Raw genomic sequence first — 15,075 nt, 5'->3', positions numbered from 1 at the left:
CTTTAAAGGCTATAATTACGGCATAGTCTGACAGGAGAAAAACTATGCCGTTTGAAATACTCACCTCATCAGCTGCCAGCATTACTGAATTAAAACGTGACCCGATGGGGACGTTTAGCGCAGGAGAAGGCGAAGCCGTGGCGATTCTCAATCGCAACGAGCCGGCTTTTTACTGTGTCCCGCCTGACGTCTATGCCTACCTCATGAGTTTGGCGGAAGACGTTGAACTGAACCGCATTATGGATAAGCGGCAGGGTGAAGAAAGGATAAGGCTGACTCTGGATGACCTATAAACTCGATTTTTTAAAGTCGGCGCTCAAGGAATGGAAGGCGCTGGCTCCCCCCATCAAAGAGCAATTCAAGAAAAAACTGGCCGAGCGGCTGGAAAACCCCCATGTCCCTTCAGCTCGCTTATCCGGGCCAAAAGCCAATCGATATAAAATTAAACTCAAAAGTCTGGGTTATCGGTTGGTTTATCAGGTGGAAGACCAGCAAATAGTGGTCGTGGTGGTGGCGATAGGCAAGCGGGAAGGCGATGCAGCCTGCCGATTAGCCGCCAGTCGATGAGCGCAGAGAGGCCGAAACCGACTGCAACCGATCTGTTGTGTCATTCTGGCTGATTATCTTCCGCTCAGCGGGTATACTGTCCGACTCTTTTAAACTCACTGTCTCGCGTGCGAAACCAACATGCAAAAGTTTGATACCAAGACCTTTCAGGGCCTGATCCTGACACTTCAGGATTATTGGGCGCAGCAGGGCTGCACCATTGTTCAACCACTGGATATGGAAGTCGGCGCGGGTACCTCGCACCCGATGACCAGCCTGCGCGCACTCGGCCCTGAGCCTTTTGCGGCAGCCTATGTCCAGCCGTCACGCCGCCCGACTGACGGTCGCTACGGTGAGAACCCAAACCGCCTGCAACACTATTACCAGTTCCAGGTGATGATCAAACCTTCCCCGGACAACATACAGGAGCTGTACCTCGGCTCGCTGAAAGAGCTGGGTATTGACCCGCTGATCCACGACATCCGCTTCGTTGAAGACAACTGGGAAAACCCAACGCTTGGCGCATGGGGTCTGGGTTGGGAAGTGTGGCTGAACGGCATGGAAGTGACGCAGTTCACTTACTTCCAGCAGGTTGGCGGTCTGGAATGTAAGCCTGTGACCGGCGAAATTACCTACGGTCTGGAGCGTCTGGCGATGTACATTCAGGGCGTAGACAGCGTTTACGACCTGGTCTGGAGCGACGGCCCGCTGGGTAAAACCACCTACGGCGACGTGTTCCACCAGAACGAAGTTGAGCAATCGACTTATAACTTCGAATACGCCGACGTTGATTTCCTGTTCACCTGTTTCGAGCAGCATGAGAAAGAAGCGCAAACCCTGTTGGCTCTTGAGAAGCCGCTGGCACTGCCTGCTTACGAACGCATTCTGAAAGCGGCGCATTGTTTTAACCTGCTGGACGCGCGTAAAGCCATCTCCGTGACTGAACGCCAGCGCTACATTCTGCGCATCCGTACCCTGACTAAAGCGGTTGCTGAGGCGTATTACGCTTCCCGCGAAGTGCTGGGCTTCCCGATGTGCAAAAAGAACGAGAAGTGAGAAACAGTGATGACTGAAAAAACTTTTCTGGTGGAAATCGGTACTGAAGAACTGCCACCGAAGGCTCTGCGTAGCCTTGCTGAATCTTTTGCGGCTAACCTGACTGCGGAGCTGGATGCGGCAAATCTGCCACACGGCGACGTAAAATGGTTCGCAGCACCGCGCCGTCTGGCGCTGAAAGTCTCCAATCTGAGCGCCACTCAGGCCGATCGCGAAGTCGAAAAACGCGGCCCGGCCGTGTCTCAGGCTTTCGATGCCGAAGGCAAACCGAGCAAAGCGGCCGAAGGCTGGGCGCGCGGTTGCGGCATTACTGTCGATCAGGCCGAGCGTCTGGTGACTGACAAAGGTGAATGGCTGGTTTACCGTGCGCACGTCAAAGGCGAAAGCGCGCAACACCTGCTGGCACCGATGGTCGCTAACTCGCTGGCCAAGCTGCCAATCCCTAAACTGATGCACTGGGGCGACTCCGACGTGCAGTTTGTGCGTCCGGTTCACACCGTAACCCTGCTGCTGGGCGATGAGCTGATCCCAGGCACCATTCTGGGCATCGAGTCTGCGCGCACGCTTCGCGGCCACCGCTTCATGGGTGAAGCTGAATTCACCATCGACAATGCTGACCAGTACCCGCAAATCTTGCTGGAACGCGGCAAAGTGGTTGCCGATTATGAGCAGCGTAAAGCCCTCATCAAGCAAGATGCCGAGAAAGCTGCCAAAGAGATTGGCGGTATTGCTGACCTGAGCGAAAGCCTGCTGGAAGAAGTGGCCTCGCTGGTGGAGTGGCCGGTCGTGCTGACCGCCAAGTTCGAAGAGAAATTCCTCAAGGTGCCTGCCGAAGCGCTGGTTTACACCATGAAGGGCGACCAGAAGTATTTCCCGGTGTACGACGCCGCGGGCAAACTGCTGCCGAACTTTATCTTCGTGACCAACATTGAGTCGAAAGACCCGCAGCAAATCATTTCCGGTAACGAGAAAGTGGTTCGTCCGCGTCTGGCCGATGCCGAGTTCTTCTTCAATACTGACCTGAAAAAGCGTTTGGAAGATAACTTGCCGCGTCTGGAAACCGTTCTGTTCCAGAAACAGCTCGGCACTTTGCGTGACAAGACCAACCGTATCGAAGAGCTGTCAGGTTGGATCGCCGATAAAATCGGTGCCAACGTTGAGAACGCCAAGCGCGCTGGCCTGCTGTCTAAGTGCGACCTGATGACCAACATGGTGTTTGAGTTCACCGACACTCAGGGCGTGATGGGCATGCACTATGCGCGTCATGACGGCGAAGCGGAAGAAGTGGCCGTGGCGCTGAACGAGCAGTATCAGCCGCGCTTTGCTGGCGACCAACTTCCAGAATCGCTGGTGGCCTGTGCGCTGGCGATCGCCGACAAAATGGACACGCTGGCCGGTATCTTCGGGATTGGCCAACATCCAAAAGGCGATAAAGACCCATTCGCTCTGCGCCGTGCTGCGCTGGGCGTGCTGCGCATTATCGTTGAGAAAAACCTGCCTCTCGACCTGCAAACCCTGACCGAAGAAGCCGTTCGCCTGTACGGCGACAAGCTGACTAACGCCAAGGCTGTGGATGAAGTGGTTGATTTCATGCTCGGCCGTTTCCGCGCGTGGTATCAGGAAGAAGGTCACGCGGTCGACACTATTCAGGCCGTATTGGCGCGCCGTCCGACCAAACCAGCTGATTTCGACGCCCGTGTGAAAGCCGTGAGTCACTTCCGTACGCTGGATGAAGCCGCGACGCTGGCCGCTGCCAACAAACGCGTTTCCAACATCCTTGCTAAGTCTACCGACACCCTGCTGGACCACGTTCACGCTTCAGTCTTGAAAGAAGCGGCAGAGCTGAAGCTGGCGACCCATCTGGTGGTGTTGCGCGACAAACTGGAACCGCTGTTCGCAGCAGGCCAGTATCAGGAAGCGCTGGTGGAGTTAGCCGCGCTGCGTGAAACCGTCGACAGCTTCTTCGATACCGTGATGGTTATGGATGAGAATGAAGCTATTCGTGTGAACCGCCTGACGCTGCTGTCCAAACTGCGTGAGCTGTTCCTGCAAGTCGCGGATATTTCTCTGCTGCAGTAAAAAGCTATTTATCACCATGCTGCATGGGTTTCAGCCCATAGCACCAGAGGGGGCAACAATCGTTGCCCCCTCTTTTTTGGCGAAAAACTTAGCGGGAGAAAACGGTTATTACGCCCAGAATAATTAAGATCACGCCAATGGCGTATTGCGCAGTAAAACGCTCCTGAAAAATAAAATAGCTCGCCAGAGGGACTAAAATAAACGCCAGTGCCATCAAAGGATATGCATGCCCTAGGGCTATTTTTTGTAAAACCCATACCCAGGCCAGCGTTGTTACCCCATAGAGAGCTAAAGCTGCCGTCAGGATAAGCAGTCCGCGAACAGAGGTATATGAGCCAGCATGATGGAAGCTCATCGCGCTGAGTTTGAACAGTATTTGCCCAGCCGAAATACCCAAAACGCACAGCAATGCCACGAAGTACGTCACGATTTATCCTCTATTGAGTGGGAGGGGAGGCTATCCCGCTGATGTAAAACCCGCGTCGGGATGGAGGTGGTATCGTGGCCGATAAAGGCCAAAATAAACTGAATACCTATAATGATGGGCATCGCTGCCAACATCACCGTACCGGCGGGCGTGGGTAGGCCAGTGTCCTCAGCGCTTATCCATTTAATCGAACCAAAAATCACACCAAATAATAGAAAGATTATCCCAATAGGTAGCTCGACAGAGGCAAGCGACATGTCTCGAAGATAATAATTATAAAAAATACGCTTTATAAAATTGCGGCAGTGCTTAGCCAAAAAACCACCAATGATAGCGGGAATTTTTAGATTACTTATTTCATTCCCATATTTCGAGTGCATGGGGACATCCATCACTACTGCTCGTAATATATTGAGGTGAAACAGCATATCTGTTTCGAAGAAGTAGCGGTTGCTGATTTTGTCTAAAGGGAGCTGAATGGCCACATCGCGATGCAGCGCGGTATAACCATTTGTAGGGTCAAAAATATTCCAATATCCAGACGAGAGTTTGGTCATAAAGGAAAGTACGGCATTACCGGCAAGCCTAATTCGCGGCATAGTGAGGAGATTTTCCAGATTATGAAATCGATTACCTTTGGTATAATCTGCCTCGCCGCGCAGAATGGGTTTAACAAAGTCCATTAACAGTGCAGGATCCATTTGCCCGTCACCGTCTATCTTTACCAATATCTCCATTTTCTGCTCAATCGCCAGACGATAGCCGGTCATCACGGCTCCGCCGACCCCTTTATTTTCCGGGTGTCGGACAATGTGAATACGCGGATCGCGGGTATTTTCCCGAACGTAATCCCCGCTCTGCTCTGGACAACAGTCATCCACAACAAAAATAAGCTTCACCTCAGGCCCAATAGCAGCAATTACCTGAAGAATGTGCTCCCTGACTTTGTAGCAGGGAATAATGACGGCTATGTTCGGTATCACTCTTGGCTCCCCTTTTTCTTATATTGCTGTCTATCATTTAGCAGAATTAAGGTTGCTATTAAGGCTGAGCAAAGACTCCAGACCATGTAGCGGAAATCTGCAGCAGTAGCGATAAAAAAGAGCGAAGCTGTATTAACTAAGCCACTTAAACTGACCGCAATAACTAACCCACACCGGCCTTTATTATCATCATGGTTGAGAGCTCGACGCACTGATATTAACAGTGCAATAATAGCCAGCAGAGTATAGAGCCACGCTCGGTAAATAATCGACGAAGTAAAAGTATCAAAAATAGTTAATAACTTTCCCACATCCTCCATGGAGAGATGAGTGAAATTGATACCCATATATTCAGCGCGATTACCTGGTTGATAGGGATTATAAACCGGCTCGCGATCAGCACCTAAAAGTCGCGTAAATATATAGAGCCGGTGTTGCAGATAGTCACCGGGGTAATGGTGCCAACTTACTGATTTAGTGTACGATGGTGTTTTTGAGGTGCTCCCGTGGCTTCCATCTCCATCAGTTGTCCCTCCTGCTCAGCTACTGAAGGCGTGGTGCGTAACGGTAAAAGTACTGCCGGACATCAGCGCTATCTCTGCTCTCACTGCCGTAAAACATGGCAGCTACAGTTCACTTACACCGCCTCTCAGCCCGGTACACACCAGAAAATTATTGATATGGCCATGAATGGCGTCGGATGTCGCGCCAGTGCACGCATTATGGGCGTTGGCCTCAACACGATTTTACGACACTTAAAAAACTCAGGCCGCAGTCGGTAAACTCACGCATACAACCGGGCAGTGATGTGATTGTCTGCGCTGAAATGGACGAACAGTGGGGCTACGTCGGTGCTAAATCACGTCAGCGCTGGCTGTTTTACGCGTATGACAGGATACGGAGGACGGTTGTGGCGCACGTCTTCGGTGAACGCACTCTGGCCACACTGGAGCGTCTTCTGAGCCTGCTGTCGGCCTTTGAGGTCGTGGTATGGATGACGGATGGCTGGCCGCTGTATGAACCCCGCCTGAAGGGAAAGCTGCACGTTATCAGCAAGCGTTACACTCAGCGCATTGGGCGACATAACCTGAATCTGAGACAACATCTGGCAAGGCTGGGACGGAAGTCACTGTCGTTCTCAAAATCGGTGGAGCTGCATGACAAGGTCATCGGGCATTATCTGAACATAAAACACTATCAGTAAGTTGGAGTCATTACCAGTCACCGGGATGTGCCAATACCAGTGTTAACCAATCATGAAAGAGGGCCGATTGCTCCTTTTTCTCGAGATAGGGTGAAACCACCTCAAAGGTGGTGGTATTGACATTGGGTGAATACCTTTCCTGCAGATAACTGAACATATCGCGTTGAGGATCTATTCTTGGTAGATAATCCGGCAGCAAGTTTTTATTTTCGGCAATAGAAATGGCGGCCATGTCCCAAATTAACAGGGTGCCGGTCGAATATATGCGTACAGTTTTATGTTTTATCAATGAGCTGACAGCGGTCATTGCTATCAGCACGATGAAACAATAGGTCAGAGTTAAGGCCCAGAGGCGGCGGAGTGATTGCGTTAATTTCTTGCTGAATTGGAAACTCAAAAATAGCAGTAATATCACACCGGGAATGAACCCATTGATGCGTACTGAAATGGCATAGAATAGTGCAATTAGCGCGACGGTGATCCATCCCCAGTGAGCATGGTTACCATAGCCAAGCAGTGCGGCGACACATAATACCAAGGCACTCATCATGCCGACGTCTTTCCAGACATGCAGAGACGTTATAATCAATGGCGGGCAAAGACCTATCACTAATAGTAATATCAAACGCGCAGCAAGACTTCGCGTGAGCTGCGTGACCAGCATTAGCAGCGAAAGCCAATAAATAAACTGATGAAACATCAGCATGCTGCCGATGAAGCCCGTGATGTTAAGTAAGCCTCGCCAAAGGTAAACCATGATGACGGGATGGGCGTCGTTGATAGATTGCAAACCGGCAGCTTGACGATATTGCGACAGGCTATCCACCGACATAAATCCTGGATTGAAATACCAGGAAAAGAAAATGCAGCAGCCAAGAGCAAGCAAAGAAACAATGAAAAGGTTGGCGCGCCGGCTGATGGTCTTATTATCTGATTCCATTGGATGAACTCCTTGTCGCGCACGACGAAAACAGGGCTTTGCCAGTGGCTATCTACATATCTTGCGAAGTAAAGCTTTAACAAGCGTAGTTGTCGCCTCGCATATGCTCAACCTTACTAATGAAAAGAGGCACTCACTAAATTTTGGAAGAAAATCTTTCAAGATATGGAGTCACTAAATTTTATTTTACCTTTGTATATATATGATTCTGGTTAAAGATAGAGCTAAAAATAATCCCCTGATTTAATAGTAAGTTGCGGGCTAATTTAATTTAATAAGTTAGTCTGTTAATGATTCATATTCGCTATCTACCACTCCACCTTTTACGTTAACTCGAAGTGATAGGTATAATCTATATATTAAGATGGAAGGATTCAAAAGGCTGGGCTACTTTTAATTTGGGTTAAGTCAAGTAAACAAAGAGAGAGAACTATTATGAATAAAACAATTATATTATCTGTTTTTATCGGGTTAACTTCCTTTGCCGGTATTGCGGCGGCGGCGGAGCAATGCCCAAAACCTGAAACGGTCGTAGCCACAAAGCAAGAAGAAGATAGTGATAAAGTCATGAGTATGGTTTATTGCTCTCCATCTGCAGATGATTGTAAGTGGAAAGGGTATGACCCTATGGCTGAAAAAGGGAGTGAGGTTGAGACTCTCTTAAACCCTAATGGGGAGCCGACGAAAAATAATGGGTTAACCTATTGTGACTATAAATTAAAAACAGGTGACCAAATTAGGATGACCCTGTCTAAATAATTTTGTTGATAGTTTTTATATAACCTCTGGGCTTATTTCTTTAATAAGATTTAAGCCTTTTTAATTTTTTGTGCAGGCCTATTTTTTCGACAATAACGCCTCTTAAGGCTGTATCACATTTTTTTAACCGCCAAGTTGTTGTTTGTATCGCATTCCCCCCAGATGTTCTATTCTATTACTCGCATGGAAAGCCCAGATCGGCACGGAACTGGCCGGTAAAAAGAACATTGAAATCAGGAGTCAGGACTCATGGCTGTAGGGATCAGAAGCAGGGCATTCGGGCGTTGGTTAGCGCCGTTTGTGGCATTGCTGGTCGTGTTTCAACTCACGGCATGCGGCGATAAAGAGCCGGAGCAACGCAAAGCTTTTATCGATTATTTGCAAAATACCGTGATGCGCAGCGGGCAGAATCTGCCGTCGCTGAGCGAAGATCAAAAACAGAAGTTCGGCAATTACGCTAATGATTACGGCATCATTCTGTCGTTCTCGCGTCAGCTGAAGTCATCGGTTGAAGGCGGTCTGGTGCCGGCGGTTAGCGCCATTGGTCAGATTCGTGCTCCGCAGGACTACATGACGCAACGCTCTGCGCTGCAACAGGCGGCGGGTTCGTTAAATCTTCTGAGTGCGCAAATTCGTGATTCGAAGAACAAAGCGGATACCGCGATGGCCGCGCTGAAGCAGCCGGACGATTTGAAAGCGGTTTATGGTCAGGTTTATTCCAATGTCGTGACCGAACCTGCTAACGTGCTGACACCGCTGGTGCCTGCGCTCAGCAGCTTCACTCAGGACATCATTGCCGTGGGCGATTACCTGCAACAGCAGGGCAATCAGGTGGCTTTCGCCAATGGCGGCGTGCAATTCCCGACTCAGCAGCAGGCAACGCAGTACAACACCATGATGTCGAATCTGGTGGGCAAACAGCAGACGCTGCTCAGCGCGCAGAAAGTCGCGCAAGGCGATTACAGCCATTAATTTCTGGTAACTCGCTGAATTATTGTTAAATAATCGAGCCACGTGGGAAACCTCGTGGCTTTTTTGTCTCTCGCGCCAGCGTCAGGATCTGTAAATTTATAAAAAATAACAATTTCTCACCTGCAACTGGCTGCGATTTACTCTACTTTTCAGCAATACATTTTCCTCTTTCCCGACTTTATCGATTAAGGATCTATGAATGAAACGTCAGACGATGACTTTGCTGGCCGCACTGGTAATGACCCCGACGCTAGCGATGGCGGCTGATGCCACCACCGCCGATTTCACCCCGGCTCAGCAAGAAGCGATTGGCAAGATTGCGGCCGATTACATGGTCGCGCACCCAGAAATTTTGGTGCAGGTGAGCCAGAAGTTGCAGGCCCAGCAGGCTGACCAGCAGCAGCAACAGGCTCAGGATGCCGTGCTGGCTAACGCCAAAGCGCTGGTGAATGACCCGGCGACGCCAAGCTATGGCCCGAAAGATGCCAAAGTCGCGTTTGTGGAGTTCTTCGATTACCAATGCCTGTATTGCAGCCGTATGGCCCCGCTGGTAGAGCAAACGGTGAAGGCCAACCCAACGGTGCGTTTCGTGTTTAAAGAGTGGCCAATCTTCGGCGATCGTTGGAAAGAGTCGATCACGGCCGCTGAAACCGGCATGGCAGTGTGGAAAGAGAAGGGCTCTCAGGCTTACTTCGACTATCACAACAGCCTTTATCGCACTGGCCATGACGAAGGTAAGCTGACCAACGCGGATATTGCCGCCGCGGTGAAAGCAGCGAAAGCCAGCACGCCAAGCGCAGAACAGCTGAAAGCGACCCATGAAGCTCTGGCATCCAATGACGAATTGGCGCGTACTTTAGGCTTCGGCGGCACGCCGGGCTTCGTCGTGATGCCAACCTCTGGCGCCACCGCTGCAAACACCACCGTATTGCCAGGTGCCGTGTCTGCCGAGGAGTTACAGGCCGCCATCGTCAAAGCTCAGGGTAAATAACCCGCTAGCCACACCTTCAGGCTCCTCGATTGGGGGGCCTGATATTTTTTCGCATCTCGTGAGTTGCCCGACCTCTTTTCTTCACCTCTCCCCAACCGTAATTTTCTTTCAACCTTCCCCTCGTAAACCGGTTCATTGACGGCGCTCATACAGCTGGCCGCTTTTTATACAGATTTTTTGTCGTCATCGAAAAATAAATTGTGATGAATGTCACATTTTAATAACAAAGCGACAAAGTAAAAGTGTGATTTTAATCACATTTTAAGGGCGATAACGCGCAAAAATTATTCGTTGTACCTAAGTTTCAGGGGTTTTTTGTGATGAAAGTCACTAAAAAGTGGGGTGTGACGGGGTGGGCTGCGTGATCTTGCTCACGTAATGCGCAGCGTCTACGCGGTGCCATAATCACGTGGTAGAGTCCGCCTCGCAGACAGCAATTCGACGGACGGATTTTTAAAGCAGTGGCACGAAAACCGTATTAACCGTCACCGATAATTAACAGATATCACGCGCTCTTATTGTTAGCGCGTATCAATAGGGGTGCGTTTTATGTTTTCACCAGACGTTAAGGTCGGAGTTCAAAACTTTGGCCGCTTCCTGAGTAACATGGTGATGCCTAACATCGGGGCATTTATTGCCTGGGGTATCATCACGGCGCTGTTCATCCCAACGGGTTGGTTGCCTAACGAAACGTTAGCGAAGCTGGTTGGCCCGATGATCACTTACCTGCTGCCATTGTTGATCGGTTTCACCGGTGGACGTCTGGTTGGCGGCGACCGTGGCGGCGTGGTGGGTGCTATCACCACCATGGGCGTTATCGTCGGTGCAGACATGCCGATGTTCCTCGGTGCGATGATTGCAGGTCCGCTGGGCGGCTGGTGTATCAAGCGCTTTGACCGTCTGGTTGACGGCAAAATCAAAAGCGGCTTCGAGATGCTGGTTAACAACTTCTCAGCCGGTATCATCGGTATGCTGCTGGCGATCCTCGCCTTCTTAGCTATCGGCCCGCTGGTGGAAGCGCTGTCCAAAGTGTTGGCGGCTGGCGTGCATATCATGGTTATCCATAACCTGCTGCCACTGGCTTCTATCTTTGTTGAACCAGCGAAAATCCTGTTCCTCAACAACGCCATCAACCACGGTATCTTCTCTCCACTGGGTATCCAGCAGGCGACTGAAACCGGTAAATCAATCTTCTTCCTGATCGAAGCTAACCCAGGTCCGGGTATGGGCGTACTGATGGCCTATATGTTCTTCGGTCGTGGCAGCGCTAAACAGTCAGCTGGCGGCGCGGCAATCATCCACTTCTTCGGTGGTATCCACGAAATTTACTTCCCATACGTTCTGATGAACCCGCGCCTGCTGCTGGCGGTAATTCTGGGCGGTATGACTGGCGTGTTCACCCTGACCGTATTGAACGGCGGCCTGGTTTCTCCTGCATCTCCGGGCTCTATCCTCGCGGTTCTGGCGATGACGCCAAAAGGCACTTACTTCGCTAACATCGCGGCAATCGTGGCGGCGTTCGCGGTCTCCTTCATCGTGTCTGCTTTCCTGCTGAAAACCAGCAAAGTGAAAGAGGGCGACGATCTGGACGAAGCCACTCGCCGCGTTCAAGACATGAAAGCACAGTCTAAAGGCGGCAAAGCTTCTACCGCTGGCGTGGCTGGCGACTTGTCTACCGTGCGTAAAATCATCGTAGCTTGTGACGCAGGTATGGGTTCAAGTGCCATGGGTGCAGGCGTGCTGCGTAAGAAAGTGCAGGATGCTGGCCTGACTAACATCAGCGTCACCAACAGCGCAATTAACAGCCTGCCGGACGACGTTGACTTGGTTATCACCCACCGTGACCTGACCGAACGTGCAATGCGCCAAGTGCCACACGCACAGCACATTTCACTGACTAACTTCCTCGACAGCGGCCTGTACACTGATCTGACTGCCCGTCTGGTTGAAGTGAATAAAACCAGCCAGTACAAAGAGAAAGTGAACACCACGCTGAGCGACAGCCTGGTGAGTGAGCAAGAGAACGAACACCTGTTCCGCCTGAGCGAAAGCAACATCTTCCTCGGCTTGCAGGCGAGCAACAAAGAAGACGCGATCCGCTTCGCGGGTGAGCAACTGGTGAAAGGCGGCTACGTTCAGCAGGAGTACGTTGAAGCGATGCTGGCTCGTGAGCAGCTGACCTCGACTTACCTCGGCGAATCTATCGCAGTACCGCACGGGACTATCGAAGCGAAAGACCGCGTGCTGAAAACCGGTATCGTGTTCTGCCAGTACCCGGCGGGCATTCGCTGGGGCGATGACGAAGATGACTCAGCCCGTCTGGTTATTGGTATCGCGGCGCGTAATAATGAGCACATCAACGTGATCACCAAGCTGACCACGGCGCTGGACGAAGATGGCGTGATTGACCGTCTGGCCAACACCACCAGCGTTGAAGAGGTTCTGACCATCCTTCGCGGCTAATCAGCCAACAAGGGAAACGGTCGAGAGTATTACTAAGCGGGTCTTTCGAGACCCGCTTGTTGATTCGGACTCGAAGGAAATATTGTTATGAAAGCACTACATTTTGGCGCGGGCAATATTGGCCGTGGATTTATCGGTAAACTGTTGGCCGATGCGCAAGTTGAATTAACCTTCGCTGACGTCAGCCCTGTGCTGCTGGAAGCCTTAAACAGCCGTCATGGTTACGACGTGCACGTGGTTGGCGAGAAGGCCAGCGTCGAGCCAGTGAAAAACGTTAACGCGGTCAACAGCGCAGGTCAGGAAGCTATCGACCTGATCGCTAAAGTCGACCTAGTGACCACCGCCGTTGGCCCAACCGTGCTGGAGAAAATCGCGCCGAACGTGGCGAAAGGTCTGGTTCTGCGTCACCAGCAGGGCAATGAGTCTCCGCTGAACATTATCGCCTGTGAAAACATGGTGCGTGGCACCAGCCAGTTCAAACAGCACGTGTTCAACGCGCTGCCAGAAGATGAGAAAGCTTGGGTTGAAGCCCACGTTGGTTTCGTTGACTCCGCCGTTGACCGTATCGTGCCTCCGGCTGCGGCGGGCACCACGGATCCGCTGGAAGTGACGGTTGAAACCTTCAGCGAGTGGATTGTCGATCAGACCCAGTTCAAAGGCCCGTTGCCGACTATCGCCGGTATGGAGCCAACGGATAACCTGATGGCGTTCGTCGAGCGCAAGCTGTTTACCCTGAACACCGGTCACGCGATCACCGCGTATCTCGGCCAGCAGGCAGGCCATGCCACCATCCGTGATGCAATTCTCGACGAAAAAATCCGTCTGGTGGTGCGCGGCGCGATGGAAGAGAGTGGTCAGGTGCTGATCAACCGTTACGGCTTTGACCCGCAAAAGCACTTCGCTTACATCGAAAAAATCATCACCCGTTTCGAAAACCCGTACCTGCATGACGACGTTGAGCGCGTTGGCCGCCAGCCATTGCGTAAACTGAGCGCGGGCGATCGTTTAATCAAGCCACTGCTGGGTACATTGGAATATAATCTGCCACACAACAATTTGGTGATCGGTATCGCCGCCGCAATGCACTACCGCAGCGATGAAGATCAGCAAGCTAAAGAGTGGGCAGAGTTGCTGGAAAAAGTCGGTCCAAAAGCGGCGCTGGCTCAGGTTTCAGGCCTGCCAGAAGACGGCGAAGTTGTCGCCCAAGCCGTGAGCATCTACGAGAAAAAGCACTAATTTTCAAAAATTAATGCCCAAGTGATGAAGCTACAGCGGTTCGCGCCGTTGTAGCTTCAAACACAACTGGGACTCACGGATGACTATGGACACATCAGAAGCCGTAATTCATGACGCGATTCTTAACGTAAGTAACTCGATGGAAAAAGCACAGGCGTTTGAAAACCGGGTACTGGAAAAACTGAACGCAGGAAAATCTGTGCGCAGCTTCTTGATGACTGCCGTAGAATTACTGGCTGAAGCGCTGGATATTCTGGTGATTCAGGTATTCCGCAAAGACGATTACGCGGTGAAATATGCCGTCGAGCCTTTATTGACCGGCAACGGCCCGCTGGGCGATCTGTCCGTCAGGCTCAAATTGATTTATGCGCTGGGCGTGATCAGCCGCCATGAATATGAAGACGCCGAGCTGCTAATGGCGCTGCGCGAAGAGTTAAATTATGACGGTGAAGACTATCGTTTTACCGACGATGAAATCCTTGGCCCCTTTGGCGAACTGCACTGCGTAGCCGCACTCCCCCCTGCGCCAACCTTCCTCAAACCCGGTGAAGCCGACGAATCCTTGATCGCCATGCAGCAGCAGCGCTATCAGCAAATTGTCCGTTCCACCATGGTGCTTTCCATTACCGGGCTGATTGCTCATATCAGCAATCAGCAGCCGTCGCGGCTCTCTCCCGTTCAGCGTTAATCCCTTTGTTACTTAGAAAACGCGCTAGTTAAAAGCATGGCGTAACTCGTCAAACATCAGCCAGACGGCGGTGATCGCCATCAGCCCGGCCATGATGCTATTGAACAGTTTCAGCTTCCACGTCACCCGCAGGGCCTGGCGCAGACGGTCGCCCATCACCACCCAAACCAGAATGCACGGCAGGTTGATCAGCGCGAAACCGATACAAATCATCAAGGTATGGCTTAACAATGCCCCTTCGCGCGGGGTGAAGAGGATCGCCACGTTGGTCGCCATCAGCCAGGCTTTGGGGTTCACCGCCTGAAACAGCGCGCCGTGGATCATCTTCATCGGTGCTTGCTCCGCACCTTCTCCCGGCGTGCCGGAGCGATAAATTTTCCACGACAGCCAGAACAGATAGGCGCAGCCCAACACCGCCATCGGCAGGCGGATCACCTGCATCCAGCTGAGTAAAATCGCCAAAAGAGAGGTGGTGAGTGCGCACTGGATCACGCAGCCAAGGGTGATGCCGAGCATCATCGGCACGGTGCGGCGCAGGCCGAAATTCACGCCAGAGGCGGCGAGTAAAATGTTATTCGGGCCGGGCGTTATCGACATGACGGTGACGTAACTGACAAAAGCGGTGTCCAGCATAGGGCGTTCCTCGGAAAAAAATCTGTACCGCCAGAGTAAACAGTCAGTCAGTTAGGTAACAGAACCAAAAATAAGCTATTGTCATGGTTACAGTTGTA

Annotated in this window: 16 protein-coding genes; 11 read left to right on the top strand and 5 right to left on the bottom strand. The window is 51.5% G+C overall.

Going from position 1 to position 15,075, the window contains the following annotated elements:
* Positions 1-44: 44 nt before the first annotated feature.
* The 4 genes from V2154_RS21200 to glyS all read left to right on the top strand — a co-directional run bounded on the left by V2154_RS21200 (position 45) and on the right by glyS (position 3,681).
* Entirely contained in the window at positions 45-293 is a 249-nt protein-coding gene (locus V2154_RS21200; RefSeq protein WP_353503750.1) for a type II toxin-antitoxin system Phd/YefM family antitoxin, read from the top strand.
* The gene (locus V2154_RS21195; protein WP_353503749.1) at positions 283-567 is read left to right on the top strand and encodes a type II toxin-antitoxin system RelE family toxin; all 285 of its coding nucleotides are present in this window, start codon (positions 283-285) and stop codon (positions 565-567) included. Before V2154_RS21200 ends, V2154_RS21195 begins: the two co-directional genes overlap by 11 nt.
* A gap of 120 nt (positions 568-687) precedes the next feature.
* Positions 688-1,602, top strand: coding sequence for a glycine--tRNA ligase subunit alpha (glyQ, locus tag V2154_RS21190; RefSeq protein ID WP_034794259.1), 915 nt, complete (start codon positions 688-690; stop codon positions 1,600-1,602).
* Positions 1,603-1,611: 9 nt separating this feature from the next.
* Positions 1,612-3,681 carry a glycine--tRNA ligase subunit beta gene (gene glyS, locus V2154_RS21185; protein ID WP_353503748.1) on the top strand — a complete coding sequence of 690 codons (2,070 nt, stop codon included), beginning with the start codon at positions 1,612-1,614 and terminating at the stop codon, positions 3,679-3,681.
* Positions 3,682-3,769: 88 nt separating this feature from the next.
* Here the strand turns inward: glyS and V2154_RS21180 are convergent, their stop codons facing one another.
* From V2154_RS21180 to V2154_RS21170, 3 genes are read right to left on the bottom strand one after another with little or no spacing between them, the layout of a single operon-like run.
* Positions 3,770-4,108 (bottom strand): DMT family transporter, encoded by a 339-nt coding sequence (locus tag V2154_RS21180; protein WP_353503747.1) that lies wholly within the window; start codon positions 4,106-4,108, stop codon positions 3,770-3,772.
* Positions 4,105-5,091, bottom strand: a complete 987-nt coding sequence (locus tag V2154_RS21175) for a glycosyltransferase family 2 protein (RefSeq protein ID WP_353503746.1) — start codon at positions 5,089-5,091, stop codon at positions 4,105-4,107. The genes V2154_RS21180 and V2154_RS21175 overlap by 4 nt, the downstream gene beginning before the upstream one ends.
* A complete protein-coding gene (locus tag V2154_RS21170; RefSeq protein ID WP_353503745.1) occupies positions 5,088-5,438 on the bottom strand; it encodes a hypothetical protein in 351 nt (116 codons plus the stop codon). Before V2154_RS21170 ends, V2154_RS21175 begins: the two co-directional genes overlap by 4 nt.
* A gap of 159 nt (positions 5,439-5,597) precedes the next feature.
* On the opposite strand from V2154_RS21170, the gene V2154_RS21165 reads away from it, so the two are divergent.
* Positions 5,598-6,295 (top strand): IS1 family transposase gene (locus V2154_RS21165; RefSeq protein WP_230964523.1). Its coding sequence is split into 2 segments (ribosomal slippage): positions 5,598-5,847 and positions 5,847-6,295, totalling 699 coding nucleotides; the frame shifts between segments, so codons are not numbered across the junction.
* 10 nt (positions 6,296-6,305) lie between these two features.
* Here the strand turns inward: V2154_RS21165 and V2154_RS21160 are convergent.
* Positions 6,306-7,235, bottom strand: coding sequence for a hypothetical protein (locus tag V2154_RS21160; RefSeq protein WP_353503744.1), 930 nt, complete (start codon positions 7,233-7,235; stop codon positions 6,306-6,308).
* A 435-nt stretch (positions 7,236-7,670) separates the two neighbouring features.
* On the opposite strand from V2154_RS21160, the gene V2154_RS21155 reads away from it, so the two are divergent.
* The 6 genes from V2154_RS21155 to V2154_RS21130 all read left to right on the top strand — a co-directional run bounded on the left by V2154_RS21155 (position 7,671) and on the right by V2154_RS21130 (position 14,344).
* Positions 7,671-7,994, top strand: coding sequence for a hypothetical protein (locus V2154_RS21155; RefSeq protein WP_353503743.1), 324 nt, complete (start codon positions 7,671-7,673; stop codon positions 7,992-7,994).
* A gap of 249 nt (positions 7,995-8,243) precedes the next feature.
* The gene (locus V2154_RS21150; protein ID WP_034794254.1) at positions 8,244-8,966 is read left to right on the top strand and encodes a DUF3053 domain-containing protein; all 723 of its coding nucleotides are present in this window, start codon (positions 8,244-8,246) and stop codon (positions 8,964-8,966) included.
* A gap of 199 nt (positions 8,967-9,165) precedes the next feature.
* On the top strand, positions 9,166-9,957 hold the full coding sequence (locus tag V2154_RS21145) for a DsbA family protein (protein WP_353503742.1): 792 nt from the start codon (positions 9,166-9,168) through the stop codon (positions 9,955-9,957).
* Between the two features lie 549 nt (positions 9,958-10,506).
* Entirely contained in the window at positions 10,507-12,420 is a 1,914-nt protein-coding gene (locus tag V2154_RS21140; RefSeq protein WP_353503741.1) for a PTS mannitol transporter subunit IICBA, read from the top strand.
* Between the two features lie 87 nt (positions 12,421-12,507).
* Positions 12,508-13,656 carry a mannitol-1-phosphate 5-dehydrogenase gene (locus V2154_RS21135; RefSeq protein WP_034794239.1) on the top strand — a complete coding sequence of 383 codons (1,149 nt, stop codon included), beginning with the start codon at positions 12,508-12,510 and terminating at the stop codon, positions 13,654-13,656.
* Between the two features lie 139 nt (positions 13,657-13,795).
* Complete coding sequence (locus tag V2154_RS21130; RefSeq protein WP_034794420.1) at positions 13,796-14,344, top strand: MltR family transcriptional regulator; 549 nt, start codon at positions 13,796-13,798, stop codon at positions 14,342-14,344.
* Between the two features lie 24 nt (positions 14,345-14,368).
* On the opposite strand, the gene V2154_RS21125 is transcribed toward V2154_RS21130, so the two are convergent.
* Positions 14,369-14,977, bottom strand: a complete 609-nt coding sequence (locus tag V2154_RS21125; protein WP_353503740.1) for a LysE family translocator — start codon at positions 14,975-14,977, stop codon at positions 14,369-14,371.
* Positions 14,978-15,075 lie beyond the last annotated feature (98 nt).

The sequence above is a fragment of the Ewingella sp. CoE-038-23 genome, assembly GCF_040419245.1.
Classification (GTDB): domain Bacteria; phylum Pseudomonadota; class Gammaproteobacteria; order Enterobacterales; family Enterobacteriaceae; genus Ewingella; species Ewingella allii.
The sequence above is the reverse complement of the archived record's forward strand: the minus strand, read 5'-3'. Positions and strand labels throughout refer to the sequence as shown.